This is a genomic window from Limosilactobacillus fermentum (assembly GCF_013394085.1).
Lineage (GTDB): Bacteria > Bacillota > Bacilli > Lactobacillales > Lactobacillaceae > Limosilactobacillus > Limosilactobacillus fermentum.
Genome location: NZ_CP040910.1, coordinates 121,118 through 146,005 on the forward strand (window position 1 = coordinate 121,118; position 24,888 = coordinate 146,005).

At 53.6% G+C, this 24,888-nt stretch carries 20 protein-coding genes, 2 pseudogenes and 1 other annotated feature; of the genes and pseudogenes, 13 read left to right on the forward strand and 9 right to left on the reverse strand.

Going from position 1 to position 24,888, the window contains the following annotated elements; genetic code table 11:
• The first annotated feature begins 4 nt into the window (after positions 1–4).
• Positions 5–373: a hypothetical protein gene (locus FG166_RS00555; protein ID WP_137876774.1), complete on the forward strand. Its 369-nt coding sequence runs from the start codon at positions 5–7 to the stop codon at positions 371–373.
• On the opposite strand, the gene FG166_RS00560 is transcribed toward FG166_RS00555, so the two are convergent.
• Both FG166_RS00560 and FG166_RS00565 read right to left on the reverse strand, forming a co-directional pair.
• On the reverse strand, positions 357–1,280 hold the full coding sequence (locus tag FG166_RS00560) for an IS30 family transposase (protein ID WP_137876810.1): 924 nt from the start codon (positions 1,278–1,280) through the stop codon (positions 357–359). The two genes, FG166_RS00555 and FG166_RS00560, sit on opposite strands and share 17 nt — an antisense overlap.
• Positions 1,281–1,742: 462 nt before the next feature.
• The gene (locus FG166_RS00565) at positions 1,743–2,135 is read right to left on the reverse strand and encodes a hypothetical protein (protein ID WP_021350374.1); all 393 of its coding nucleotides are present in this window, start codon (positions 2,133–2,135) and stop codon (positions 1,743–1,745) included.
• A gap of 142 nt (positions 2,136–2,277) precedes the next feature.
• Between FG166_RS00565 and FG166_RS00570 the strand changes: the two genes are divergently transcribed.
• From FG166_RS00570 to FG166_RS00595, 6 genes are all read left to right on the forward strand, one after another.
• Positions 2,278–3,816 (forward strand): glycosyltransferase, encoded by a 1,539-nt coding sequence (locus FG166_RS00570; RefSeq protein WP_015638436.1) that lies wholly within the window; start codon positions 2,278–2,280, stop codon positions 3,814–3,816.
• On the forward strand, positions 3,816–5,312 hold the full coding sequence (gene asp1 / locus FG166_RS00575; protein ID WP_003682373.1) for an accessory Sec system glycosyltransferase Asp1: 1,497 nt from the start codon (positions 3,816–3,818) through the stop codon (positions 5,310–5,312). Before FG166_RS00570 ends, asp1 begins: the two co-directional genes overlap by 1 nt.
• A gap of 91 nt (positions 5,313–5,403) precedes the next feature.
• Positions 5,404–5,641: a binding site (T-box leader), on the forward strand.
• Between the two features lie 80 nt (positions 5,642–5,721).
• Entirely contained in the window at positions 5,722–6,564 is an 843-nt protein-coding gene (locus tag FG166_RS00580; RefSeq protein ID WP_003682375.1) for a MetQ/NlpA family ABC transporter substrate-binding protein, read from the forward strand.
• A gap of 25 nt (positions 6,565–6,589) precedes the next feature.
• Positions 6,590–7,654, forward strand: a complete 1,065-nt coding sequence (locus FG166_RS00585; protein ID WP_003682376.1) for a methionine ABC transporter ATP-binding protein — start codon at positions 6,590–6,592, stop codon at positions 7,652–7,654.
• Positions 7,647–8,348 (forward strand): methionine ABC transporter permease, encoded by a 702-nt coding sequence (locus FG166_RS00590; protein ID WP_003682378.1) that lies wholly within the window; start codon positions 7,647–7,649, stop codon positions 8,346–8,348. The genes FG166_RS00585 and FG166_RS00590 overlap by 8 nt, the downstream gene beginning before the upstream one ends.
• A 213-nt stretch (positions 8,349–8,561) precedes the next feature.
• Positions 8,562–9,710, forward strand: coding sequence for an ArgE/DapE family deacylase (locus FG166_RS00595; protein WP_035430891.1), 1,149 nt, complete (start codon positions 8,562–8,564; stop codon positions 9,708–9,710).
• 299 nt (positions 9,711–10,009) lie between these two features.
• Here the strand turns inward: FG166_RS00595 and rlmD are convergent, their stop codons facing one another.
• Entirely contained in the window at positions 10,010–11,434 is a 1,425-nt protein-coding gene (rlmD, locus tag FG166_RS00600) for a 23S rRNA (uracil(1939)-C(5))-methyltransferase RlmD (RefSeq protein ID WP_003682382.1), read from the reverse strand.
• Positions 11,435–11,869: 435 nt separating this feature from the next.
• Between rlmD and FG166_RS00605 the strand changes: the two are divergent.
• A pseudogene (locus FG166_RS00605) lies at positions 11,870–12,508 on the forward strand (branched-chain amino acid transport system II carrier protein); the annotation flags it as partial.
• 52 nt (positions 12,509–12,560) lie between these two features.
• Here the strand turns inward: FG166_RS00605 and tnpA are convergent.
• Positions 12,561–13,016, reverse strand: a complete 456-nt coding sequence (tnpA, locus tag FG166_RS00610) for an IS200/IS605 family transposase (RefSeq protein ID WP_015638493.1) — start codon at positions 13,014–13,016, stop codon at positions 12,561–12,563.
• Positions 13,017–13,089: 73 nt separating this feature from the next.
• Between tnpA and FG166_RS00615 the strand changes: the two genes are divergently transcribed.
• The 3 genes and pseudogenes from FG166_RS00615 (at position 13,090) to FG166_RS00625 (ending at position 15,800) form a co-directional block, all read left to right on the forward strand.
• Positions 13,090–14,340, forward strand: a complete 1,251-nt coding sequence (locus FG166_RS00615; RefSeq protein WP_054173696.1) for an RNA-guided endonuclease InsQ/TnpB family protein — start codon at positions 13,090–13,092, stop codon at positions 14,338–14,340.
• 176 nt (positions 14,341–14,516) lie between these two features.
• Positions 14,517–14,768 (forward strand): annotated as a pseudogene (locus FG166_RS00620) (branched-chain amino acid transport system II carrier protein); the annotation flags it as partial.
• Positions 14,769–14,855: 87 nt separating this feature from the next.
• On the forward strand, positions 14,856–15,800 hold the full coding sequence (locus FG166_RS00625; protein ID WP_003682386.1) for an aldo/keto reductase: 945 nt from the start codon (positions 14,856–14,858) through the stop codon (positions 15,798–15,800).
• Between the two features lie 123 nt (positions 15,801–15,923).
• On the opposite strand, the gene dltD is transcribed toward FG166_RS00625, so the two are convergent.
• Genes dltD through FG166_RS00650 form a run of 5 tightly spaced genes read right to left on the reverse strand, consistent with a single transcriptional unit; the run spans position 15,924 to position 20,396 of the window.
• Positions 15,924–17,216 (reverse strand): D-alanyl-lipoteichoic acid biosynthesis protein DltD, encoded by a 1,293-nt coding sequence (gene dltD, locus FG166_RS00630; RefSeq protein ID WP_003682387.1) that lies wholly within the window; start codon positions 17,214–17,216, stop codon positions 15,924–15,926.
• Positions 17,217–17,228: 12 nt separating this feature from the next.
• A complete protein-coding gene (gene dltC, locus FG166_RS00635) occupies positions 17,229–17,465 on the reverse strand; it encodes a D-alanine--poly(phosphoribitol) ligase subunit DltC (protein ID WP_003682388.1) in 237 nt (78 codons plus the stop codon).
• A gap of 29 nt (positions 17,466–17,494) precedes the next feature.
• Positions 17,495–18,721: a D-alanyl-lipoteichoic acid biosynthesis protein DltB gene (gene dltB / locus FG166_RS00640; protein ID WP_003682390.1), complete on the reverse strand. Its 1,227-nt coding sequence runs from the start codon at positions 18,719–18,721 to the stop codon at positions 17,495–17,497.
• Positions 18,721–20,250: a D-alanine--poly(phosphoribitol) ligase subunit DltA gene (dltA, locus tag FG166_RS00645; RefSeq protein WP_003682392.1), complete on the reverse strand. Its 1,530-nt coding sequence runs from the start codon at positions 20,248–20,250 to the stop codon at positions 18,721–18,723. The genes dltB and dltA overlap by 1 nt, the downstream gene beginning before the upstream one ends.
• 14 nt (positions 20,251–20,264) lie before the next feature.
• Positions 20,265–20,396, reverse strand: a complete 132-nt coding sequence (locus FG166_RS00650) for a teichoic acid D-Ala incorporation-associated protein DltX (protein WP_003682395.1) — start codon at positions 20,394–20,396, stop codon at positions 20,265–20,267.
• A 225-nt stretch (positions 20,397–20,621) separates the two neighbouring features.
• Here FG166_RS00650 and FG166_RS00655 point away from each other — a divergent pair, with 225 nt between their 5' ends.
• A complete protein-coding gene (locus tag FG166_RS00655; protein WP_003682397.1) occupies positions 20,622–21,755 on the forward strand; it encodes an exonuclease SbcCD subunit D in 1,134 nt (377 codons plus the stop codon).
• Positions 21,752–24,856, forward strand: a complete 3,105-nt coding sequence (locus FG166_RS00660) for an AAA family ATPase (protein WP_003682398.1) — start codon at positions 21,752–21,754, stop codon at positions 24,854–24,856. Before FG166_RS00655 ends, FG166_RS00660 begins: the two co-directional genes overlap by 4 nt.
• Positions 24,857–24,888: the final 32 nt, after the last annotated feature.

Consider the following 24,888-nt stretch of genomic DNA (forward strand, 5'->3'; position numbering starts at 1 on the left):
TAACTTGAGTCACTTGTCCTGGGGCTTATTATTCGTGATCCCGGTGGTAATTGTGCTCTTGGCGCTCTTGGGAATTCACCCGCTGGTCTCAATTACCCTGCTGGGACAAGTTCTATTGACTAGCCAAGTAACGATCCCAACCTTGGCGATTGCGTTAGCCTTAAACGTGGGTGGGGCACTGTCCTACCTGGTCTCACCATTCGAAGGGGCGATTGTTTTAATTAGCGACCTGGCTGACGTCCCGCCGACAACGGTGGCAATTAAGTATAATGGTTGGTTTGGCCTGTGGTTCTTGTTGCTCAGTACCGTGGTGATCTATTTCTTTAGGCAGATTGCAAGAAATAACTTGAACGAATTTAGTGACGTAGATTAAGCAAGAAGATCTCGATTGGTGTGTGCCAGTTAAGACATTTAAGTGGTCGGGAATTCAGATACCAATTGATTTGAACCAGCTGGCGATCGCTCAGCTCTTCAATGGCTTGTCCCTTGGGAATAAACCGTCGCAAAACTCGGTTACGGTTCTCATTACTACCACGTTCATGTGGTGAATAAGCATGGGCAAAATAAACCTGAGTACCTGTTAGCTGTTCAATTGTCTGATAGTTAGCGAACTCTTTACCATGATCCACGGTAAGCGTCTTGAGCTTGTCTTGAAGTTGACTAGCTAGTTCAAGTACGGCTTGAGTCATGGACTGACTGTCGCGACCATGGAGCCGTTTAACAATTGTCAGGCGACTCTTACGTTCCACAAAAGTAGCCACAGCCTGACCTTTACGTTTGCCAGAAAGTACGGTATCAGCTTCAAAGTGGCCGAATTCCTGGCGAGTTTCGACTTTATGAGGCCGCTCCTCAATGGAGCGGCCGTGATTGAACGTACCACGCTTTTCTTTAGCACGATGACGACGAATTCCATGATCAGGCAAATCGGGCAACTGTATATCAAGCCAGCCTTGATCAATCCAGTTATAGACCGTCTTGTAGGTAATCCCCACCACATGGGCAACTTGTTCAGGGGACCACTTCTGGACTTGAATCTTTTCCTCGACCAAGTGTTTAAGGTTTTTAGTGAGCGAAGACTTCCGCCCCCGTTGACTAACCTTTCGTTCAAAGTCAGTCTGCGCTAGCCCAGCCTGGTACTCACTATTTAGCCGGTGAAGTTCGTTAAAGATGGTGGTCTTACTAAAGCCTAAGTAGTTAGCGATGTATCGCAAGGAACGTCCTTCATTATGAAGCGTTTCAATGACAACACGGTTCTGGAATGATAAAATAGTGGTGCTCATCAAGGTCCTTCTTTCTAATGGATTGTGTGGTAACACCATTAAAGACCTTGATGGGTTTTTCTGTCCACTTAAATGTTCAACTTAAATTTTACAATCTGCCTTTACCAATTAAAGGAAAATAAAAAGGCTTCGCACCCGAAAATGCGAAGCCTTTATTTATTCTTGGATGTTAGGTAACGTGCTAACCCACGGCCCGTTTCGGAGGTTGGGTCGCACTTCCCCCATAACGTGCTCCCCAACCACAGACCTAGTGGCTAAGTCTGGTCACAGAACACCACCTAGGCGGCAACCCCCGCCCTAGCTTAGTCCAACGGCCCATTTGGAGGTTGGTCCGCACTTTTCCCATAACGTGCTCCCCAACCGCAGACCTAGTGGCTAAGTCTGGTCACAGAACACCGCTGACGCGCTAACCTGTGCCCTATCCTTAGCCCACGGCCTGCTTAATAGGCTGGGTCGCACTTCCTATTCTTTAAGGTATTTATTCCGAATTAACAGCTCCCGCGACGCTTGATCAGCGGGGCGCCACCCTTTATCAAAGAGCCGTTGGAAGTACAGCCGGTTGTAGATCAGGGTGAAAATTAACGAGGACCAGGGGAAGCCCAGCAACCAGGGGAGGTTAAAGACCAGGCCGACGAGGGCAATGTTGGCAGCCGTGACCAGGATCAAGGCAAAGTTATAGTAATCCCCCCGAAACAGGGCCGGGAGCGGGCCAAACCAAAAGGTGGTCCAGGAGATGCCAACCTTAGCGATCCGGATGTCGCCGGTATCGTTGGTGACCTTGGCGTAGTTAGGTGGGGTCGGGAGATTTTTTAAAAAGTCTTGATTATTATTTTGGTTGCCAAATGGGTTTTGCATGGCGCCCTCCTTGTTATTCTTAGACCTTAATCTTATCATAAACCCGCCGCGGGCCCCAACAATCTTCCCTCCACTGCAAGGGGGTGGGATCCATGTTAGAATGAAGCCAACTGCCGTTTTGCGATTAGGAAGGACGACGAAAATGCTATTTTTCTTTAATGATAATATCCAAGAAAACAAATCCGGGATTGAGCATGCCCAAATCAAGCGGCTAAATCTCTTTAAAAAATTTAACCAGCCGGCCAAGATTGTGATTCGCCAGTACTCCAACGAATTGCATCACGTTACCAATGCGGCCGGAATTGACGATGCCGACCTGGTCAACCTCTTCGACTACTTTCAAGAGGCCCGCCTGGTCAAGGCGAAGAAGGTGACCTTACAAGACCTAACCTTTGACCCCCGCTGGAAGCGCCGCGCCGACGGGGTTAGTTACAACTACTATGATGGCGACCGGCGGGTGATTTACGTGCGCCGCCACCAGCGTGACAAGCACGTGATGAACGTTCAATACTTTGACCGCTTCGGCAAGTTGGTTAAGGTCAGTTGGTACGACAACCGGGGCTTTTTGTCGGTGGACCAGCTCTATGACTGGAGCAACCAGATCACGGTCCAAAACTACTTCACCCCGACCCACCGGCTGGCGATGACGGCCACCACCACCTTAGATAAGCGGCAAAAGGAAACGACCGTCTACCACCTTTACGATTACCAAGGCCAAGACCTTCAGTTTGCAAACTTTGACGAGCTGACCCGCTTCTTTTACGACCAGATCGCAAACGACCGGGAGCTGACCGGACCGGGTCCAGTCGGCTGCATCGTCGACCGCTCCTACGAACTGGGCTGGGCGGTTTTGAACATGAAAACCCGCATCTTCCGGGTCCTCCAGTTACATAACGACCACGTTAACAACCCGGCCGACATGCTTCACTCGCCGTTAAACTACAACTACGATTGGGGCTTGCGCCACTTAAGTGAGTGGGACGGGGTGATCGCCCTGACGCCGTCGCAACAAGTTGACGTCACTGACCGCTTCGGTAAGGTCGCCAAGAAGGTTTACCGGGTGCCGGGGGCGATTGTGCCCGATGAACGCCTGGCCGCCAAGCACATTCCGATGAAAAAGCGCCACCGCCATGAGGTGATCGTGATCGCCCGCCTGTCGCCGGAAAAGCAACAGGACCACCTTTTAGAGGTCTGGCCACAGATTCTAAAGGCGGTGCCCGACGCCCAGTTAAACCTGTGGGGTTATTCCAACGACAACTTCGACCAAAAGCTCAAGCAGATGGTTAAAGACGAGCACTTGGAAAAGTCGGTTCACTTCCGCGGTTACACGACCGACGTGGGTAAGGTTAACGACGAGGCCCAACTAATGGTGCTGCCGTCCAGCGCCGAGGGCTTGCCGCTGTCCTTAGTTGAGGGCCAATCGCACGGGCTGCCAATCGTGGCTAACGACATTAAATACGGGCCGCGCGACATCATCGTTGACGGCCAGGACGGGATCTTAACCCAAAACGGCGATAAAGCGGGGCTGGCCGCGGCGATCATCGACCTCTTAGAAGATGATGACAAGCGCCAACGGTTCAGCGACCAGGCCTACCAGGACAGCGAGCGCTATTCGGAGGCCAACGTGATGAAGTTGTGGCAAGAAATCATTGACGACATGAACGAGGGGGCGGCAAAATAATGAATTTCTTCGTTAACCAATACCTGGTAACTAAAAACTCGAGCATTGAACACGCCGAACTAAAGCGGCTGGCCCTCTTCAACGGTCACGAGCCCGGGTCGGCTAAGCTCTTGACCCAGGACTTTGCACCGACTTTGGATCAGACCTTAGAGCGGTTTGGTTTACAGCGCGACGCCGTTATTAACATGTTCGACTTTTTTGCGGGCACCACCGACTACGTGGGGGCGCCCTTAAAAGTCGACGGCCTGGCCTATGACGGCGACTTGCAGATGGGGACCGGGAACAACTTTCGCGAGTTAAAGCGCGGGGGCCGGCTGGTCAGCGAGGTTCACTTCATTGGCGGGACGGTCGCCCAGGTGGGTAACGTCGATTACTTCGACGACGCCGGCAACCTGACCCTGCGCCAAATCTACGACCTGCGCGGTTTCTTGGCGGTTAACCAGTACTACGGCCGGGCGGGCGAACTTTTTTACGAACGCTATCAGCGCCCGGACGGCACCGTTTACCTGGAGCGCTACTACGTCCAGTCAACCGAAAACACACCGATCAACTCGCTCAACGTCTTAAAGGACTACCAGGGGCGCGACCGCTTCTTCTATGACCAAGAGGGACTCTTCACCTTCTTCTTGGACGAGGTTAACCGGGCCTTTGGCGAAAACAACCGCTTCTTTGCCGACCGGCCGGCCGTGGCGATCAACCCAATTTTGAACATGACCAGCAAGGTCAAGCGTTACTTGTGGCTGGCGATGCGGGCGGTGGACGACGGCCAAGACCTAGCAACCGGTAGCCTAGACACGATGGTCGACGCCGCCTTGCAACACGGCCGCAAGTGGACCGGGGTGGTGGTTGCCACCGCAGCCCAAGCCGCCGACCTGAAGCCGCGCCTGCCGAAGGGACTCAAGTGCTACGTGGTTAATAACTCCCCGGTTAAAGTCGACCGAACGCCGATCTTGATTCAGGACCGGCCGGCCCAACGCGTGATTGCCGTCGGGCGGCTGGGCGCCGACAAGCAAACCGACCAGCTAATCGACCTCTTCGCCCGGGTTCACACCGTCCGGCCTAAGGCGACCCTGACCTTCTACGGTTACGGCAATCAAGCCGATATGCAGTCCTACCAGGAGCGAGTCAAGGCGGCCAACTTGGAGCAGGTGGTCACCTTCGCCGATTACGTGGTCGACCTCGAGCCGGTGTACGACCAGGCCAGCCTGTTGGTGGACGCCAGCCGGGTGGACGCCCAGCCGCTGGCGATGGCCGAGGCCCTAAGTCACGGGGTACCGGTGGTCAGTTACGATTACGCCTACGGGCCAAGTGAGCTGGTTATCCCGGGCCAAACCGGAGAACTGGTGCCACTGGGCAACCGCGACGCCTTTGTGAAGGCCGTGATCGACTTATTGAGCGACCCAACGAAGTTGCAGGACTTCAGCACGGCCGCCTACCAGAATTTAACCCCGTTTAGCGAAGCGACGACTTGGCAGCAGTGGCAAGCCCTCAAGTAGGGGCGCCGGACGGTTAAATAAAAATTATGAGGAAATTGTTGACAAAAATGAGAAAGCCCTTATAATTAAGCGTAACAAATTAATCGAACGCTAAAACATATCGAAAAGCAGAGTAATCGTTAGCGGCTAGCAAGAGAGTTTCCGGTTGGTGGAAGGGAACAGCTTAAGGCGGTGAAGATGGGCTTGGAATGGCACCGGCGATAGTTAGTTGGTGACGGAGTTGCACACGTTATCAGTGCAGGGTAATTCCTTGAGGAGTAACCCGCTAAGGCTACCAGCCGTGAGGTGGTAGCGAATTAAGGTGGTAACGCGAAGCACTCGCCCTTGATCAATGGATCGGGGCGGGTGCTTTTTTTGATGGTTGACCCGTTCGAGAGACACAAAGAAAAAACAAAAGGGGAGCATAATTATGAAGAATAAAAATTGGATTATCTGGGTCGTCGTGGCTGTGGTGATTGTCGTGATCGGTTGGTTCTCATTTGGTCACAGTTCGCAAACCAGTAGCAAGACGGTTACCGTCGGGGTGGTTGGTCAAACCAGTCAGGACGAAGCCATCTGGAAAGAAATTGCCAAGGTGGCCAAGGACAAGTACGGGGTCACGGTTAAGCTCAAGAACTTCTCCGATTACAACCAACCAAACAAGGCCCTGCAAAACGGGGATGTGGACTTGAACGCCTTCCAACACCAGGCCTTCTTAGACGCTTGGAACAAGGCTAACAAGGGGACTTTGGTATCAATTGGGAAGACCTTCATCACCCCAATTCACCTTTACTCCAAGAAGGTGACTGACGTTAAGGACCTGCCGGACGGGGCAACGATCGCCGTGCCAAACGACGCCTCCAACGAATCCCGGGCCCTCTTCTTGCTCAAGAACGCCGGCTTGATTACCTTAAAGACCAGCGCCGGTTCCTTAGCAACGGTTAAAGACATCCAGGACAACCCGAAGAACTTGAAGATCAAAGAAGTCGCCGCTGAACAAACGGCCCGGACCTTAGACGACGTTGACGCCGCCGTGGTTAACACCAACTACGCCGTGGCCGCTAAGTTACCGGACAGCGAAATCATCTACACGGAACCAGTTAACAAGGACTCCGAACAATGGATTAACTTGATCGCCGCTAAGAAGTCTGACGCCAACAAGGAAGCTTACAAGGACGTTGTTAAGGCTTACCACACGAGCCAAGTGAAGAAGGTTATCCAAAAGGAATACGGTAACAAGGAAATTCCTGCCTGGGACCTGAAGTTAAAGTAAGACCACAGAAAGCGTGAGGGAGAATATGGCAGACATTATTTCATTAGACCACATTGATGTAACCTTCCCCCAAAAGAAGGGGGAACCGGTCCGGGCCGTTTCGGACGTCAACTTGCACGTCGAAAAGGGCGATATTTACGGGGTGGTTGGTTACTCGGGGGCCGGGAAGTCGACCCTAGTTCGAACGATCAACCTCTTGCAAAAGCCCACCGAGGGAACGGTGACCGTTGGCGGAACGGTCTTGTTTAAAGACCACGCCCAACAAGTCAGCAATGCCGAATTACAGGCCAAGCGCCGGAATATCGGAATGATTTTTCAGCACTTCAACCTGTTGAACGAAACGACGGTGGTGGACAATGTCTTGTTTGCCCTCAAACACGCCAAGCTAAAGGACAAGGAGGCCCAAGAAAAGGCCTTGAACCTGCTGGAACTGGTTGGCTTAAAGGACAAGGCCCAGGCCTTCCCGGTACAGCTGTCCGGGGGGGAACAGCAACGGGTGGCGATCGCCCGTGCCCTGGCTAACGACCCGGAAATCCTGATTTCAGACGAAGCGACCAGCGCCCTGGACCCGCGGACGACCAACCAGATCTTGGACCTCTTGCGCGACTTGAACAAGAAGCTGGGCTTGACGATCGTCTTGATCACCCACGAAATGGAGGCCGTCAAGCGGGTGGCCAACAAGATTGCCGTCATGCAACACGGGGTGATTATCGAACAGGGCAGCCTGCGCGACATTTACCTGCGGCCAAAGCAGGAACTAACCCGCCAGTTCGTGGGTGGCTCCCTGGCCGCCATCGAAACTTTGAAGGCCTTCAACCTGGGCACCCTGGCCGCAAACGAGCGCCTCTACCAGCTGGTCTTCTCGGCCAAGACGGTCACTAAGTCGATCATCTTGGAGCTCTACCGGCAAAGCGGGGTCGACGTTTCGATGCTCTACGGTAACATTGAGGTCTTAGGCGACGAACCGGTCGGGACCCTCTTTGTGATCGTAACCGGTGATGATAATCAACAGGCCGGCGCCCTTCAGTTCTTGAATGATAATCAGGTGGAAGTAACGCAAATTGATGATCGGGGGATTTGGAATGACTAGTTTCTTAACGCATTACATGCCCAACGTGGTTCAACTCGGCTGGACCGGCGATACCGGGTGGGGAACGTCGATCGTCCAGACCCTGTACATGACCTTTTGGCCGGCAATTTTTGGGGGGATCCTGGGGTTGATCTTCGGGGTCGCCCTGGTGATTACCAAGCCGGGCGGCATCTTAGAAAACGCCTTTTGGTTTGGCCTTTGCGATAAGGTGGTCTCCTTATTCCGGGCGATCCCCTTCATTATCTTATTGGCCTTCATTGCACCGTTCACCCAGCTGTTAGTCGGGACCCAAATCGGGATGACGGCGGCCCTGGTGCCACTGTCACTCGGGGTCTTTCCCTTCTTTGCCCGGCAAGTCCAAGTCGCCCTTGAATCGGTCGACAGCGGGAAGGTGGAAGCGGCCCAGGCCTTGGGTGCTACTAACACCGACATCATCTTTGACGTCTACATCCGCGAAGCCCGCTCCGAACTGGTTCGGGTCTCCACGGTGACCCTGATCTCATTGATTGGCCTGACCGCGATGGCCGGGGCCATCGGGGCCGGGGGACTGGGGAACACCGCCATTTCCTACGGTTACAACCGGTTCAACAATGACGTTACCCTGGTAGCCACCCTCTTGGTCTTGTTGTTAGTCCTGATCGTGCAGTTGGTCGGGGACTGGTTGGCGCAACGCCTTAATCACCAGGCACGGTAAAGGGAGTACGACCCAACCTACCAAACAGGCCGTGGGCTAAGGATAGGTCACAGGTTAGCGCGTCAGCGGTGTTCTGTGGCCAGACTTAGCCACTAGGCCTGTGGCTGGGGAGCACGTTATGGGAGCATGACATTTTTCTAATATTTAAAATCGCATCGGGGCCGGGAAAAACTAACTTTTCTCGGCCCCTTTTTTCAATGGAGGAAATTAATGATGGATCAAATCGAACGGACCCGGGTGCTTAGCGACCTGGTCAAAATTAATAGTATCAACGGCAATGAACTAGAAGTGGCCAATTACTTGCGCCGCCTGTTTGAACAGCACGGGTTGACGGCCGACGTCCAGCCCTTCGGCGAGCAGCGGGCCAACCTGATTGTAGAGGTGGGCGCCGGTAAACCAATCCTGGGGATCACCGGCCACATGGACACGGTCGCCCTGGGCGATGAAAAGAAGTGGCACCACGCCCCCCTGAGCGCCACGATTGAAGGGGACCGCCTGTACGGACGAGGGGCCGCCGACATGAAGTCGGGCCTGGCCGCCCAGGTGATTGCCCTGATTGAATTGGTTGAATCAGGAACCCTGACTGGTCACGTCCGCTTCATCGCTACGGCCGGTGAGGAGTACGGGACCCCGGGTGCTAACCGCCTGGAAGAAGCGGGGGTGGCTAAGGACCTGAACGCCCTGGTGGTCGGGGAGCCCACCAGCGGGAACGTCATCTACGCCCACTCGGGAAGCTACAACTACCGGATCGTTTCAACTGGCCGGGCGGTGCACTCTTCGGAACCGGAACGCGGCCAAAATGCCCTGGAGCCCCTGGTCGACTTTGCCCTGGCCGAACGCGACCTCTTCTTTGACGTTCCGGATGACCCCTGCCTGGGGCCGCTCAAGCACTCGGTGACGATTATTCAAGGGGGCGAGCAGGTCAACACGATCCCGGACTACGCGGAACTGCGGGGGAACATCCGCCCCACGATGCGCTTTGATAACGACCACGTTACCGCCCGTTTGCAGGCCGCCGTGGACCGTCTTAACCAGGAGGGTGCTACCCATTTAACCCTGGAAGTGCTCCACTCCTGGCGCCCGGTGGCCTCCGATCCCAACGGTGACTTTGTCAAGCGGGCCCTACAAGCTAGCCAGGAGGCCTTTGCAAAGTACCCGGGGCACGCGACCCCAGAACTCGGGGTCATCCACGGGGCGACCGACGCTTCGGTTTTCGTCAAGCACCACCACGACCTGCCGGTGATTTTACTGGGGGCCGACGACTGGAACATTTCCCACCAAGTTAACGAGTACACCACCCTGTCTTCTTTTGAGGCAACGATTGAAGCTTACAAGCGCTTGATCCCGGCCTTTTTTGAGTAACGGCGAGCGGTTACCAACCTTTAAATCAACAAAATCCGGGTACCACGCAATGTTGTGGGTACCCGGATTTTGGCTTTAGGACGGGGGTCCATCTACTGACTTATTTACTAGTGGCTCAGCACGGTGTGGGATGTGCTGCCTTGCTTAGCCCACGGCCCGTCGAGGAGGTTGAGTCGCACTTCTAATAACGTACTCCCCAACCGCAGACCTAGTGGCTAAGTCCAGCCACAGAACACCGCTGGCGCGCTAACCTGTGTCTAGGCCTTAGCCCACGGCCTGCTGATAGTTGGTCCGCACTTCTAATCTTCATTCAAGACCAACTTAACCACCGCTTCGCACCGGGGCGTTTGCGGTAGCATGTCGACCGGCTGGATGTAAGCAACCCGGTAGGTCGGGACCAGGCGGGCTAGGTTACGGGCCAAGGTGGCCATATTGCAGGAGACGTAGGCAAACTTGGCCGGCTTTTCCTGGAGGATCGTATCGATCAAGGCGTTGTCCAGCCCGGTCCGCGGCGGGTCAACCACCAGGGCGTCAAAGTGTTGGCCCTGACTGCGCCATTTCGGCAGGAGCTCTTCGGCCGGGCCGACTTCGTAGCGGGCGTTGGTGACCCCGTTTAAGGTAGCGTTATTGTTGGCGTCTTGGACGGCGTCGGCGATCGTCTCCATCCCGATCACTTGCTTGACCCGGTTGGCTAAGGACAGGCCGATCGTCCCGATCCCGGCGTAGGCGTCGATCAGGGTGTCGTCCTTGGACAGGTCCAGGGCCTTAGCCGCTTCTTCGTATAGAACCTCGGTTTGTTCCGGGTTGAGCTGCAAAAATGACCGTGCCGACAGGCGGAAGTCCAGCCCCATCAGGCTCTCGGTGATGTAGTCTTGCCCGTACAAGAGGGTGGTCTCGTCGCCCCAAACCAGGGGGGTGTCGCCGGGGTTGACGTTTTGGACCACCGAGGTGACTTCGGGGAGTTGGTCTTCAATCGCCACCAAGAGGGCGTGTTTTTTGATCAACTTGGCCGTGTTGGTAATGATGGCCACCTGAATTTGTCCGGTCGCCAGCGATTCGCGGACCGCCAGGGTCTTGATGATCCCGGACTGGTTGGCTTCGTTATAAACCGGGATCGCCAATTCCTCAATCAGTTTGACCAGGGTGTTGATGACCTTCATCGTCCCCGGCATTTGAACGGCGCAGGTTTGCATGTCAACGACGGTGTGGCTGTCGGCTTGGTAGAGTCCCGCCACCACGTGCCCATCTTGCATGCGGACCTGGAACTGGGCCTTGTTACGGTAGCCGTAGGGGTGCGGGGCGGCCAGGGTATCCTTAACCCAGTAGTGGCGGTAACCCAGGGGCTTGAACTTGGCCAGTGCCTCTAAGACTACCTGCTTTTTAAAGGCCAGTTGCTTGTCGTAGGCCAGGGTTTCGAGTTCAAAGCCCCCGGCCAGCCCAGCGTAGGCGTCCTTAGGTGTGACCCGGTCCGGGCTGGGTTGGCGGAGTTGGTGGAGCTTGGCCTCTAAGTAGTTGTCGTGGACGACGGTGACTTCAGCGACGACGACTTCTCCCGGCAGGGCGCCGGGGACAAAGCAGACTTTGTGTTTGAAGTAGCCGATTCCTTGCCCCTCGACCCCGAGTTTTTTAATTGACAGGGGGAAGCGGTCGCCGACCTTAGCGTCGACCGGGTGGGCGTAGCGCTTGGGCCGCCGCTTGAAATTACGGTGTGTTGGTTTTTGCATGTTAATACCTCTTAATTTGTAACGGACAGTTTGGTGCTTTCCTATTTTAGCACACCCGCCGGACGAAAACTTTTTGGGGAAATTATGAGAAAGGGATTGACGAATAATGAGGGCGCCGCTAGAATTATTCACATAAATTGAATCGTCCGAACGCAATGAGAAAGAAGAGTAGCATGGTGATACCGCAAGCGAGCCCCGGTTGGTGGAAGGGGGCCGGAAGGTTGCCGTGTGAAAATCACTTTCGAGCCTGAGCCAACCAAGGTTCAGTGGTTACACACCTATTATCGTGTGCGCGTATCGCCTACTGGGCCGTACGCAGTAAGGTTGGCCTAGCGATGGGCCGGCAAAGACCAGGGTGGTACCACGCAAAGCGTCCCTTAACCGGAGTTTCCGGTTAGGGGGCGCTTTTTCGTTACTGACTTGCGTTTGGATTAGTTTATGGTCCTCTTGTTCTTGATGTTTTTGGTGGCCTTCTTGCGGCCGCTGGGTAACCCAATGACGACGACGGCAACCGCCGCTTACGTCCGTGGCTCGGTCGTCAACGGCTTCTTGCAGGGGTACAACACGATGGACGTCTTGGCCGGCTTGGCCTTTTGGGTGACGGTGGTAACCGCCGTGCGCCAAATGGGGCAAAAGCGTGCCGGCGCCGTTTCCAAGGTGGTTGCCAAATCCGGGTTCTTGGCGATGGCCGGCGTTGCCTTAATCTACTTGCTCTTAATCGTGGTCGGGGCGATGTCTTTGGGCCGCTTCAAGCTATCCGCTGACGGTGGGGTCGCCTTCACCCAACTGGTCAACTACTACGGGGGCGCCTTTGGCCAAGCGGTCTTAGCCGTCTTAATCACCGTCACCTGTTTGACGACGGCGGTTGGCTTAGTGGCCTCCTTTGCCCAGGACTTCCACAAGCACTTCCCGCAGCTTTCCTACCACGCCTGGCTGACCCTGACGACCTTGGCCTCCTTTGTGATCGCTAACTTCGGCCTCCAACAAATCATCGCCTGGTCAACGCCGATGCTGATGTTCTTGTACCCGCTGGCAATGGTCTTGATCCTTTTATCGGTCTTTTCGCCCTTCTTTAATTAATATTAGCCGGAAATCCCGTGACTTTAGTCATGGGATGGATAGGCCACTATTGAGCCCCTTTATGGGGCTTTTTGTTTGTTTCTGTATATTTTTGGTCATTGATATATTTCTCGACAACTTCTTTGCTCATATTGCCCAATGTACTCATATAGTAACTCGGCGACCAAAGATGACCGCCCCAATATTGGCTACATCGTATTTCTGGATGATTCTGTAAAAAAATATAGGCACTACGTCCTTTGAGCGCCTTAATGGCACTAGCCGGAGCTTTGCTTGGCGGAAAACTGATCAGCATATGAATGTGATCCGGCATGACTTCCATCTTTTCGATTACGATGTCATTGTCATCTGCAACTTGCTGCAAGATAGCTTTCATTTCGTTAGATAAGACCTCGGTTGTAAAAGTCTGATTGCGATACTTAGTTACCCAGATCAAATGATAATGGAAATTATAGATATAACGACGAGTATAAATGGCATCTTTGATTTTTTCTTTAGTCATAATATGCTCTCCTTTGTTAATACATTGACATCATGATATAATGTTATCATGTCAATAAAGGAGGTGAAATCAAATGAAGTCAATGGCAAAAATGAAATATCATTATGGCCTAAAAATGCGCTGCTATCCTAGTGACCAACAAAAGCAGTTGATTAAAATCAACAGTGACGCTAGTCGCTTTATCTATAACGAAATGGTTGCGATCAATAAGGAACTGATGCAGCTTCGCAGAGTTAAGCTACCGATTGACATAGTTCAGGATCGTATTAAGCAACTAACTATGCGCCAAAACGCTAAGCAAATGTCTAATCACTATCAATTCTTAGAAGATAAACGAATTGATAGTTTGACGAAAGCTAATGCCATTCAGAACTATCGAAAAGCTTGGAATGCTTTTCGGAAGGTTCACGCCACTGGCGTTCCCAAATTTCATCGAAAGAGTTATCACTGGCGGTATCAAACCAATTGTCAATACCCGGGGCAAAAAAATGCGTTGCTAACTAACGGTACAGTCTGTTTTCTAGATAATAGTCATGTCAAAGTACCTAAAATAGGACTGTTACGTGTTGCCGGTTCGCAAGCACGGCTTTTGAAAAGAATATGCGAGACTAGAATTGGTACCGTGACGTTGACTAAAGATTCAGCGGATCGCTTCTTTTTATCAATGCAGTTAGCTTCAGATGAATCTTTTGTTAAAGTGTCCAAAGCTACTCATGGACATGTTGGAATTGATCTTAATACTGATAACTTCTTAACCGACAGTGAAGGCAACATAGTTCCTAATCCACGATATTACCGCACTATTAAAGGCAAATTAGCCAAAGAACAGCGCATTTTATCTAGACGGCAACAACGTGCAAAAAAAGAACATCGTTCTTTACGAGATAGTAAAAATTATCAAAAACAGCGCTTGTTAGTCGCTAAACTCCATGCCAAGGTAATGAACCAAAGGCATAATTTTCTCCAACAAATTTCTACCGCATTAATCAAGAACCACGATTTAGTAGTAGCCGAGGAGTTGCGTAGCAAGAATTTGCTTAAAAATCATGCTTTGGCACTTAGTATTTCTGACGTTGGCTGGCGAACATTTCTTGGCATGTTGGCTTATAAAGCAAAGCTTTATGGGCGTCAATTTATCACAATCAACCCAAGAAATACTACCCAAACATGTCGCGATTGTGGCTTTGTAATGGGCACTAATGGGACGGACAAACTAACATTAGATGATAGAAACTGGACTTGTCCTAACTGTGGTATTCACCATATTCGTGACTGGAACGCAGCTAAAAACATTCTTGATAAGGGAATAGCTAAACTAGCCTAGCTTATCTGTCCCTATGGCAACCTGGGGACATAAAAGGCGTTGGTAATTAGACGACCGCTGTTTGATTACAATTTCAGTTGGTCAAATAAGTTGTCCCTATCTACGCAAATTGTGGTTCGAAATCCGTGATGATATTCGGCTCACAAGCCACTGACTTTAGTCAGTGGTGGTTGACCCGCGATGGGGTCGTCTACGCCTTCGTGGTGGTAATGACGATCGTGCCAGCCCTGGGGGACATGGTGGTCGCCTTCCCGAGCGTGGTTTCAGCCTCCGCCTTTGGGAAACTGGTCGCCACCTGGCGCGACCTGTTGCCGCTGTCCGGCCTAGGGCTCTCCTGGGTCGTACCCGCACTGGTCGGCTTAGTGCTCGGTCTAGGTGTTCACGCCTGGCGGGTTCGCCAAGCCGCTACCTCTGAGGTGGTTGACTAGCCAATGCCCTTTCCGAATTGGCGCAAGCGTTTTCAGAGAGTATAATGAACTTTGAATTAACGCGAGATTGGAAAGGTGGCGTCACAGATGCAAGCAGAAGTTGAGTTTGGGCACTCCGGGGTGGTCGCAACGCCCCTCGGTTTAGGGGCTAACGCCGTGGGCGGGTACAACCTCTTTCCCCAGTTGAATGATGAGCAAGGCCTTAGCGTGGCCCGGGCCGCCCTGGATCACGGGATCCACTTGATCGACACGGCTTACGTCTACGGGCTGGGCCACTCCGAAACCCTAATTGGCGAGGCGATTCAAGACTACGACCGTTACTCCTTTGCCCTCGCTAGTAAGGGTGCCCACGATTATTCGACCGGCGACCGGGTCATCAACAACCACCCGGACTTTTTGACCCAGCAGGTCGAAAAAAGCCTCCAGCGCCTGGGCACCGACTACTTAGACATCTTTTATATCCACTACCCCGACCAAGACACCCCCAAGGCCGAGGCGGTCGGTGCTTTGCAGCGGCTCAAAGAAGCGGGGAAGATTCGGGCGATTGGCCTGTCGAACTTCTCCTTGGCGCAGGTCAAAGAGGCCAACGCCGATGGTTACGTCGACGTGGTGGAAGACGAGTTTTCCCTCCTCCACCAGCAAAACGCCCGCGACCTAATGCCCTACTTAAAGGAGCAGGGGATCTCCTTTGTCCCTTACTTCCCGCTAGCTTCGGGCCTGTTGACCGGTAAGTACAACCAGGCGACCAGCTTCCCGGCCGATGACATCCGCAGCACGATGGCCGATTTTAGGGAGCCCCGCTTTGGGAAAATCCGCGGCGCCCTAGCGGTGGTCCGGACAATTGCCGCTAGCCACGGGGCCACGGTCAGTCAGGTCGTCTTGGCCTGGTATATGCAAAACCCACTCATCACCGCCGTCATTCCCGGCGCCAAGCAACCGGACCAGGTCGTCCAAAACGCCGCGGCGCTCCAACTGGAACTGACGTCCAGCGAATACCAAATCATCGAAGAGGCCTTTGCGGGCTTTAAATAACTAAAAAAACGGGACCCAACCGCATGTTGCGGTAGGTCCCGTTTTATGATGCTCGACGATAGAAGTAAGTGGGCAAGGCTGACTTAGCCCACGGCTTGCTTGATAGGTTGGTCATCCCCCACTTTACTTCAAGTAATTCTGTTCAAAGTTATCGAGGTTGGTGGTGCTTGGCTTCAAGTTGGCCCACTTAGTTGATAAGAAGGCGTCGTTTAACTTGTAGTTGGGCGCCGGTTGCTTATTTTCGATGAAGGCCGAAACCTGGTGGTCAAACTTGACCCAGCCGGCCCAGCCGAGGTGGATCGTATCCTGCATGAAGCCCTTCTTGGCCCCGTCCTTGGAGTAATCCAGGATGTTGTTAAAGCCTTGCGATTGCAACTGGAACTTGATCTTTTTGACCGTTTGTTCGTACATCTTCATTGACATACCGGTGTACTTTTCCCACTTAGTGTTAACCGGGGTGATCATGAAAATCACGTCGGTGTTGTTCTTTTGGAACTGCTTTAAGACCACTTCTAGGTCGTTATATTCCGGTGATTGCAGGTAGGTAAAGTTCTTTTGGGCCCCCTTTAAGTTCTTGACGCTCTTCTTTAGGCGCTTGGAGTAAAAGGGGTTTAGGATCCCAAACTGGTTGTTGGTCGATTGTTCGGCGTGCATTTGCTTGGCCATCGTCATCAACTTTTGGTAGTTGTACTGGCGTGGCAACTGGGTGATTTGCGGGGCAATCTTATTGCCGTAGTTGTTGTTCAAGAAGAAGCCCGAGAAGAGCTGGTCTTCGTGAGACAAGAAGGTCAAGCGGACCTTGAGGTTAGCCCGGTCGGCGGCGGATAAGGCTTCTCCGGAGGCAATCTTGTAAGCCAGGCTGGAGACGAAGCCCTGGTCGTTTAAGAGGATCACTAAGCGGCTGGCCGTGTAGCGATCGTAAGGGGACTTAGGGTTCGCCTGTTCAAGCCACATGTAATCGGCGAAGTTGCCGTTGTAATACTTAAAGGCCTGGGGGGAGACCCCTTGCTTCACGAACCACTGCGGCGAGATGATGTAAACGGCCTTGCGGTTCTTGAGCTGCTTGTTCATCATTGCCATGTTAAAGAGTTGGGGCAATGATTGCGTTCCCCGGGAACCAAACAAAAACGGCTTGTAGTCGTGATAACGAGCGGCCATTACCGACGGGTGGAAGAGGTCCATCCGGGCGAGTTCACTGGAACCAAAGAAGGGCACGTAATTAGCCTTCTTGTCACTTAGGGCCGCCACCTTGAGGTTACGGTTTTTAAAGACCGTGGCGGATAAGGAATCGGCGGCCTTTTGTTCGATTGCTGGGGTGTTATTAAACTTCCAGGGGAGCAAAAAGACCACCATCACCATTAGGATGGCCACGATCAGCGGGCCAAAGATTGACCACAGCTTTTTACGGTTGCTCATTAGTCAGCTACCTTATGCTTGTAATTCCTTGACCCGGTCGGCGATCTTGTTGACCGTGTTCCATTCGTCACGGTCAAATTCGGACACCGGAACGGTGATGTCGTATTCGTCTTGCAAGGAGAAGAGGAATTGAACGGTGGCCATGGAGTCGATCAAACCGGAGTCAAAGAGGTTTTCGTCGGCATCGGCGAAGTCAGCGGCGTCACGGCCAGTTGCTTGGGCTAAGAGTTCTTGAATCTTTTCAATCATGGTAAATACCTCCAAATGTTAAGTCGCGGCTACATCCCGAACGGGTGGAACCAGAGTTTGTCTAAGAAACCACAGAAGATCAACAGTGTGAAAACAACAAAGTTAAAGGTGATAAAGGTCGCAACGCCCTTAGTAAAGGCGTTGGTCTTGATCTTGAAGTGCTTGCGCTTGTACCGCAGCCACCAGTCGTTGACGACCAGGGCCAACCCGTGCAAGAACCCGTAGAGGATGTAATACCAGGTGACCCCGTGCCAGAACCCCATGATCATCATGTTGAGCATGTAGGCTGTCGACGAGAGGACGTTACGGTTTTTAAACCAGCGTTTCTTGGTGGCCAAGAAAACGAAGCGCATGAAAATGTAATCACGGAACCAAAACGACAGGGTCATGTGCCAACGGTTCCAGAATTCCTTGATGTTGGGCGATTTGAACGGCTGGTTAAAGTTCATCGGCGTTTCGACCCCCATCAAATAGGAGATCCCGACGGCAAACAGCGAGTAACCGGCGAAGTCAAAGAAGAGGTTCCCGGTGTACATGTAGGCGACCCCGACCGTCCACCAGGAGAGGTGGGGAGCGTGTTGCATCGCCATCCGTTCAAAGAAGGGCTGCCACTGTTCGGCAAAGAAGTAGTCGATGACGAACTTGTATAAGAACCCGATGAACAGGTACTTAACGGCCTTGCCCAGCATTTCGAGGTACTTTTCGCGGCTCGGCACCTTCTTGTAATCCTTGGCAAAGCGCCGGTAGCGGTCGATCGGTCCCGAGGTCAGGGTTGGCATGAAGAGCATGAAGCGGATGAATTCCCACCACTTGAGCTCCTTAACCACCCCGTCACGGGTTTCAATGATCGTACCGGCCGCCCGGAAGGTTAGGTAAGAAATCCCTAGGAAACCGAGCAGGGAGTTATGACCAACGAAGGCCGGGGTGAACTTGACGATCACGATCGGCAATAACGACAGGGCGACGGTCACGTAAAAGACCAGGCTGCTGTTTTTTTGCTGGCGGTAGTGGAAGTACCAGATCACCAAGATGGTCTGGTAAATCAGGTAACCAATTAGGGAAAGGCCCTGCTTATAACTGGTCCCGTCAAACATCAAGAAGATGAAGATAAAGGAGATCAGGGCTTCGTACCAGGAGAAACGCTTGCCGAAGTAAAGTCCGATCGACAGGGGCAGGATCGCCACGATCAGGTAGATGAAGTAAAGCGGCGTTCCGTACGCGGTGTAATTAGGAAGGGTTTGAATCCAGGTTAACATTACTCGTTAGCCTCCGCGATCATTTGCTTAACCGCAATCTTACCGTTGGCCGAGGTCGGGAAGGAATCCACGTAGACGAACTGGGTCGGCATCATGTAGTCCATGATCTGATCCTTTAAGTCGGCCCGGATCGCCTTGGTCAGCGCCTTGTCGTCTGCAAAGTCGTTATCCTTGGCGATGATGTAGGCGATCAGGTGGGAAACCTTGCCGTCCTTAGCGTACTTTGGTACGGCGACGGCTTGCTTAACGTACTGGCTAAGCTCAAGGCTGGAGCGAACCTCGTCTAGTTCGATCCGGAAACCGTGGAGCTTGATTTGGAAGTCCATCCGCCCGATGATGTGGCGCATCCCGTCTTCATCGATGTAGCCGGCGTCCCCAGTCCGGTAAGCTTGGACCCCGTTGAGCTTGAAGAAGTTAGCCGCTGTTTTTTCCGGGTTGTTCATGTAGCCGGGGGCTACCGACTCGCCGGCGATGATGATTTCACCGTGAACGTTTGGCTCGGTCACTTCCTTGCCATCGTCCCAGATGGAAGTGGTGACGTTGGGCTTGTCGTAGCCGATCGGCAGGCGCTTGGCCGTAGCAACCATTTCCTTGGTGATTTCCACGCTGGTAATGGCGACGGCCGCTTCGGTTGGCCCGTAAGTGTTAAAGATATGGGCGTCCGGGAAGTTTGTAAACAAGCGCTTGGCCGTCGAAACGGTCAGTTCTTCCCCGCAGAAGAGGAAGTACTTGAGTTCCGGCATCTTCTCTTGGTTGAAGTCCGGGGACAACAAGAGCATGTCGACAAAGGACGGGGTCGAAACGTAAACCGAAACGCCTAACTTTGGCACGACCGTAAAGAGTTGGCCAAAGTTTTGGACCACCGTCCGTGGCAGGGCCTTGATCGTTGACCCGGTCAACAGCGCTGGTAGCCAGTACATGTTCGACAGGTCAAAGGAAAACGGCGGCTGGCCGAGGAAGGTTTGGTTGTGGGGGAGGTTGAAGGCGTCAGACACCATCCAACTGGCAAAGGAGCAGATGTTGGTGTGGGTGATTTCAACCCCCTTGGGTGACCCGGTCGTCCCGGACGTGAAGAGGATGTAAAACAGGTCGTCGCCGTCAACGAAGTGATCCAGTTGGTAGTCGACTTCTTGGTGGAGCAGGTCGACTAACTGGTCGTGGTTGACCACGGTGCCAGCAAAGTCAAGTTCGTCAGCCGGGAAGTCATCGACGGCCAGCACCATTTGCGGTGCGGCGGTCGTTAAGATGGACTTGACCCGCGGCAGGGCCGAATCGGTTTCCACCGGGATGTAGGCGTGACCGGCCTTTAAGCAACCGATGAAGGAAGCCATCATTTCAAACTGGTGGTCACCGTAAATCAAAATTGGGCTGTTAGCGGGTAAGTTTTGTTGGTCTAACCACGCCGCTAGCGCATTAGAGTAGTGGTAAAGATCGCCGTAGGAGTGGATAGTCCCCAGCTCATCGAAGGCGGGGAAGTCCGGTTGCGCTTGGGCGATCCGGTCAATTTCTTGAATAATGTTTTGTACCAATGTAATTACTCCTTTTAGAACTCATTGTAGATAAACGGAGCTTGTCCGGCCCCAAAGTAGCCGTACATGTAGATCAGCACCATCAAGACAGCAAAATAAAAAAGCGTTCGCAAACAAAACGCCACCGCAGGATGATCCTTCAGCATGGTCAGCGGTGCTCCTTTCTGGGTATTGTTCTGGGTTAACCAAGGCTTAATTTTACTCTTTTTTTGAATAAAAAATACTTAAATTGTGGTTAAAATATAAACTTGACTCAATTTTAGAGTGATGAGTAAAGATTGTAAACTAAGACCAAGCTACCAAGCGTTGACCAGCCCCGGAAGGAAGTTTAAAATAATTAAACAAACACATGTTCAGAGGAGGGGGAACGGATGAGGTTTCTACACACTGCCGATTGGCACGTTGGTAAAAAGTTGAATGGGTTCGATTTACTGGCCGAACAGCACGACGCCTTCTTAAAAATTAATCAATTAGCAAAGGATTATAAAGTTGATGCTGTGGTGGTCGCCGGGGACCTTTACGACCGCTCAGTTCCAAGCGAAGAGGCGGTCGAAGAGTTAAATAAAGACTTAATTCAAATGAATCTTAAGGAAGGTTGGCCACTCTTGGCGGTCTCGGGCAACCACGATTCGGCGGTCCGTTTAGCCACCGGGGGGGACTGGTTTAAGGCGACCAACTTCTTTATGCACACCACGGTCGCCCAGGCCATCGAAGAGCCGGTCACCCTGGGCGACACCCAGTTCTTCTTGCTGCCCTTTTTTGGCCTCCAGGAGGTACGTAATTACTTTGGTGACCCGGAGATCAGGGATTTGAAAACGGCAATGGCCCGGATCGTGACTAAGATGGAAGAAGAATTTGACCCGGACCGCGCCCACGTCTTGGTGGCCCACTTCTTTGCGGCCGGATCCAGCCACACCGATTCGGAAACCCAAACCGAGGTGGGGGGCCTCGATGCGGTACCGGTTGACCTGATGGCACCCTTTGATTACGTGGCGTTGGGCCACTTGCACAATAAAAACGCCCTTCAAGCACCGCGGGTTAAGTACGCCGGATCACCGCTCAAGTTTTCGGCGAGCGAGGTCAACCTCGATAAGGGCGTCTGGATCGTTGACACCCAGCCCTTTAACCTTCAGTGGGTCCCCTTAGAGCCGCTCCACGACCTAGTGAAGCTAACCGGCTCCTTTGACGAACTGGCAACGGTGGAGTACGCCAGCCACTACCAGGAGGACGACTTTTTTGTAATTGAGTTGACCGATACGGCGCCGATCCCGGATTTGATGAACAAGCTGCGCCACTACTACCCTAAAATCATTGCCCTTAGCCGGGTGAACAAGGCCGCTGACCAGAGTGATCTAGCGGCGCCCGCGCAGGACTTGGAAAACAAGGATCCGCTGGCCCTGTTGAGTGACTTTTACCACCAGGTAACCGGCGAAGAGTTAAGCGATAACCAGCGCCAGTGGGCCAAAGACGCCCTGCTAGCAGCCCAAAAGGAGGAGGAAGGATGAAACCACTCAAGTTAACGATGCACTACTTTGGGCCGTACGAAGACACCACGATTGACTTCACCAGGTTTGACGCTAGCCCGTTATACCTGATTGCCGGCGACACCGGGAGCGGGAAGACGACCATCTTTGACGCCATGTGCGTGGCCCTGTACGGCAACGCCTCCAACGAGCGCCGGTCGGCCGAAATGTTTCGCTCCGACTTTGCGACCCCCAAGCAGGTGACCGAGGTAACCTTCCTATTTGAACATAAGGGGGTCACCTACCAAGTCTACCGGCGGCCACGGCAAGTCCTGACGATGACCCGGGGCAAGGGGGAAAAGCAATACGACCCAAAGGTTTCGCTAGTGTACCCAGTTGGCGCTGAAAACCCCCGTGAGTTGACGAAGATCACCGAGGTCAATCAGTTCGTTCAGGACCTTTTGGGGGTCAACGCCAGTCAGTTCCGCCAGCTGATCATCCTGCCCCAGGGCGAGGTGCAACGCTTTTTAATGGCGGATTCCAAGACCAAAGAAGAGATCCTCACCACCCTCTTTCAAACCCAGCTCTACACCAACTGGGTCACGAAGCTGGATGAGCGCGCCAAAAGTATGCGTGATCAAACCCAAGACATCACCAGTCAGCTCAAGGTCCTGATGGGCCAAGTTGACGGGGTTAGCGACCAGCTAGAGCTCGACCAGTGGCAAGTGGCGGTCGGGGACCTGCTGACCGAAAAAAAGGCGGAGCTAAGGGCGGTTACCGAACAAGTAACCACGGCACAAAAAGCGGCCGACCAGTTGCAAGCCCAGTTGACCGCGGAACGGCGCTTGGCCGAGGACCACGCTGCGTTAGTTTCCTGTGAAACGCAACAAGTGGAGCTTAAAGAACGGGCGCCGCAAATTAAACGCTTGGCCGACGAAAACGAAGAAACGGCGTGGGCCCAACAACACCAAACGGCATACCACGAGTGGCAAGCCGGGACGACCAAACTGGCGGACCTCACCAAGCAGCAAGCGGCGTGTGAACAAAAACAAGCCGCGGTTAAGGTGCGGGTGCAAGAATTGACCCAAGTGGCCGAACGGTTAAAGGAACAAGAACCGGCCGTCCAAGAACGCCAACGCCAAGTGGCCAACATTCGAGAGAAGCTCCCCCTCTTTGAAGAGGTGGCCGCCCTAAGTAAGCGGCTGGAAAAAGAGCGCCGGGCCCAAGTTGAACAAGAACGGACGGTTAGTGACCAAACGAGCGCCCTGACTAAGTTACAGGCCGAGTTAGACCGGGTGGATCAGGAACTCCAAGCCGCTCCCGACCTGACCCAAGCGGCGGTTACGATTGCCACCAGGGTCCAACAAGTAGTCCGCTGGCAACAGGCAGTGACCGCCCTCGGGGAGCAAGCCAAGGAGCTGGCCAACCAGGAGCAAGCCCTGCGTGACCTAAACGCTCAGCTTGCCGAGGCTAAAAAAACCGCCCAAGCCGCTCAAGCGGACCTTAAAGAAAAGAAGAAGGCCCACCTCGCCGCCATGATTGCAACCCTGGCTAGCGAGCTGGAGGAAGGGGAGGCCTGCCCGATTTGCGGGAGTACCACCCACCCCCACGTCGCCACGGCGGTGCAAACGGGCCAGGAAGTAACCGAGGTAACGCTAGATGCGGCCCAGGCGAAAGTGACCAAGGCGGAAACGACCCTGGCGACTTTAACCACGCGGCAAGCGAACCAAGACAGCCAGCTAGAAAAGGGACGGGCAACTTTCCAAGACGAATTGGCAACGCTTTGCCAAGCCGTGACAAGCCCAGCGGGTGACCTGGAGGCAGCCACGGCGGCCGTGGCCGAAGCCGTCGCGGCGCTGGACCACGACCGCCAGGAATTGCAAAACGCCCAAGCTAAGGAAACGGAAAACCAGCAACGCCAGGTAAGCCTGACCAAGCAGATCCAGGCGGGGCAAGCAAAGTACCAGGAACTGCAAGCAGCGGTCAATGAAGGGCGCCTGAACGTCAACCAAACCCAAACCGAGTTAGTTAACAAGCAGGGCCAGTTGCCCGCCGAACTGCCGGACCTGGCGAGTGCCGAGCGGTGGCTAAAGGAAGAGGAACAGGCGTTAGCGGACTTTGCCAGCCAGCAAACGCAAAACCAGGACGCCCTTAGTCGGGCCCAAACCCAATTAACCCAACTGACCACCACGAGCCAGCAGCTAGCGGACAGCGCCAAAGCGACCGCAGCCGAAGTGGACCAACGCAAGCGGGAACTAACGGCGGCCCTAGCAGAACGCCAAGCAGCGTGGGAGGTCTTTGAACGGGCCCTGGCCCGCGTTCCGGAACTGGCGGCCCGCCAAAGGGAGGTCAACGACTACCGTCAACGGCTGGCGAGCCTGGCCGACCAGCGCCAACGGTTGGTGGAACAAATCGCCGGCCGGCCCAAGCCGGACGTGGAAAAGACGGCGGGGCAGTTGAAGAAAGCCCAGGTGAAGTTGGACCAGCTCAAAGGGGCGGTGATTGAACAAGGCAACGCCCTGACGCGGATCAAGGAAATTAAACAACAAGTCGAAAAAAAGGCGGCTAAGCAGGGCGACACCGAGCGCCAACTGCGGGAACTTTCCAGCCTGTGCGCCCTACTCAAGGGGCAGGGCGGGACCCAGTTAGGCTTGCAGCGGTATGTCCAACGCCACTACTTTACCGAGGTCTTGGCGGTCGCTAACCAGTGGCTAGCTAAGTTAACCCACGGTCGCTACCAAATGCACCTGGATGGGGAAGCCGACTTTAAGGGGCGGCAGAACAAAAACGGGTTGGAAATTTACGCCGACGATGACTACGCCGGCAAAGCGCGCAAGGTGCAAAGCCTGTCGGGGGGTGAGAGCTTCTTGACCGCCCTGGCGCTGGCGTTGGCCCTCGGGGAAGTCGTTCAGCGCCACCATGGGGGCGTTGAAATCGAAGCCCTCTTCGTTGACGAAGGGTTCGGCTCCCTAGATCAAGACGCCCTGGGTGAAGCCCTGGATACCTTGCAAAGCCTTGACGGCAACCGAATGATTGGGATCATCAGCCACGTGACCGAGCTGGAGGAGCAGATCCCCGATCAGTTACAGGTGATCGCGGAGAATGGGCGCAGCAAGGTTAAATATCACCTGGCAACGGACTAATTTCCCGGGAAATAGTTGCCAAGGACGAGCGA

Coding starts and splice junctions, on each gene's coding strand:
- FG166_RS00565 (WP_021350374.1), bottom strand. CDS start 2,135: ATGCAAAACCCATTTGGCAACCAAAATAATAATCAAGACTTTTTAAAA.
- FG166_RS00585 (WP_003682376.1), top strand. CDS start 6,590: ATGGCAGACATTATTTCATTAGACCACATTGATGTAACCTTCCCCCAA.
- FG166_RS00625 (WP_003682386.1), top strand. CDS start 14,856: ATGCAAGCAGAAGTTGAGTTTGGGCACTCCGGGGTGGTCGCAACGCCC.
- dltB (WP_003682390.1), bottom strand. CDS start 18,721: ATGTTAACCTGGATTCAAACCCTTCCTAATTACACCGCGTACGGAACG.
- tnpA (WP_015638493.1), bottom strand. CDS start 13,016: ATGACTAAAGAAAAAATCAAAGATGCCATTTATACTCGTCGTTATATC.
- FG166_RS00580 (WP_003682375.1), top strand. CDS start 5,722: ATGAAGAATAAAAATTGGATTATCTGGGTCGTCGTGGCTGTGGTGATT.
- rlmD (WP_003682382.1), bottom strand. CDS start 11,434: ATGCAAAAACCAACACACCGTAATTTCAAGCGGCGGCCCAAGCGCTAC.
- FG166_RS00655 (WP_003682397.1), top strand. CDS start 20,622: ATGAGGTTTCTACACACTGCCGATTGGCACGTTGGTAAAAAGTTGAAT.
- FG166_RS00590 (WP_003682378.1), top strand. CDS start 7,647: ATGACTAGTTTCTTAACGCATTACATGCCCAACGTGGTTCAACTCGGC.
- FG166_RS00660 (WP_003682398.1), top strand. CDS start 21,752: ATGAAACCACTCAAGTTAACGATGCACTACTTTGGGCCGTACGAAGAC.
- dltC (WP_003682388.1), bottom strand. CDS start 17,465: ATGATTGAAAAGATTCAAGAACTCTTAGCCCAAGCAACTGGCCGTGAC.
- FG166_RS00650 (WP_003682395.1), bottom strand. CDS start 20,396: ATGCTGAAGGATCATCCTGCGGTGGCGTTTTGTTTGCGAACGCTTTTT.
- FG166_RS00615 (WP_054173696.1), top strand. CDS start 13,090: ATGAAGTCAATGGCAAAAATGAAATATCATTATGGCCTAAAAATGCGC.
- FG166_RS00560 (WP_137876810.1), bottom strand. CDS start 1,280: ATGAGCACCACTATTTTATCATTCCAGAACCGTGTTGTCATTGAAACG.
- dltD (WP_003682387.1), bottom strand. CDS start 17,216: ATGAGCAACCGTAAAAAGCTGTGGTCAATCTTTGGCCCGCTGATCGTG.
- FG166_RS00570 (WP_015638436.1), top strand. CDS start 2,278: ATGCTATTTTTCTTTAATGATAATATCCAAGAAAACAAATCCGGGATT.
- asp1 (WP_003682373.1), top strand. CDS start 3,816: ATGAATTTCTTCGTTAACCAATACCTGGTAACTAAAAACTCGAGCATT.
- FG166_RS00595 (WP_035430891.1), top strand. CDS start 8,562: ATGGATCAAATCGAACGGACCCGGGTGCTTAGCGACCTGGTCAAAATT.